This window comes from Achromobacter sp. 1011811831 (genome assembly GCF_059760905.1).
Genome location: NZ_JCBANG010000195.1, coordinates 1 through 1211 on the forward strand (window position 1 = coordinate 1; position 1211 = coordinate 1211).

Here is a 1211-nt window from a genome sequence, read left to right on the forward strand (position 1 = left end):
AGCTTCAACCCCTCGACCATTGTCAGGTAGGGGAACAACTGGTCGGCCAGTTCCTGCACCGTCATGCGGTTGCGGATGGCGAGCACCGCCGTCTGGATCAGTTCGCCCGCTTCCGGGGCCACCGCCTGCACGCCGATGAGCCGTCCGCTACCTTCCTCGATGACCAGCTTGATGAAGCCGCGTGTGTCGAAGTTGGCAAGCGCTCGCGGAACGTTGTCGAGTGTCAGCGTGCGACTGTCGGTCTCGATGCCATCGTGGTGCGCTTCCGCCTCGCTGTAGCCCACGGTGGCGACTTGCGGGTCGGTGAACACCACTGCCGGCATCGCGGTCAGATTGAGGGCTGCGTCGCCGCCGGTCATGTTGATCGCGGCACGGGTGCCGGCGGCCGCTGCCACGTAGACGAACTGCGGCTGGTCGGTGCAGTCGCCGGCCGCGTAGATGTTCGGGTTGCTCGTGCGCATGCCTTGGTCGATGACGATGGCACCTTGCGCATTGACAGTGACCCCCGCTGCGTCCAGCGCGAGGCTGCGCGTGTTCGGTGTCCGACCGGTGGCAACCAGCAGTTTGTCGGCGCGCAATTCACCGTGCGTGGTGGTCAGCACGAATTCACCGTCCATATGGGCGACCTGGCTGGCTTGCGTGTGCTCCAGCACCTCGATGCCCTCGGCACGGAAAGCGGCTGTCACCGCCTCGCCGATGGCCGGGTCTTCACGGAAGAACAAGGTATTGCGCGCCAGGACCGTGACCTTGCTGCCCAGCCGGGCAAAGGCTTGCGCCAGCTCCAGCGCCACCACCGACGAGCCGATTACGGCAAGGCGTTCGGGAATGGTGTCGCTCGCCAGGGCCTCGGTGGAAGTCCAGTAGGGTGACTCTTTCAACCCCGGAATCGGCGGGACCGCCGGGCTGGCACCCGTGGCGACCAGGCAGCGGTCGAACATCACGACGCGCTCGCCACCCTCGTTCAAACTAACGATAAGGCTCTGGTCGTCCTTGAAACGCGCTTCACCGTGCAGAACGGTGATGGCTGAATTGCCGTCCAGGATGCCTTCGTACTTGGCATGACGGAGTTCTTCGACACGGGCCTGCTGCTGGGCCAGCAGCCGCTCGCGCAAGATCGTCGGCGGTGTGGGTGGCATGCCGCCGTCGAATGGGCTTTCCCGGCGCAGATGGGCGATGTGGGCGGCGCGGATCATGATCTTGGACGGCACACA

At 65.1% G+C, this 1211-nt stretch carries 1 protein-coding gene; it reads right to left on the reverse strand.

Going from position 1 to position 1211, the window contains the following annotated elements; translation table 11 throughout:
• Nucleotides 1–1211: mercury(II) reductase (merA, locus tag AC6LJ9_RS30555; RefSeq protein ID WP_498150442.1), on the reverse strand; the 1211-nt coding region annotated here is incomplete at both ends.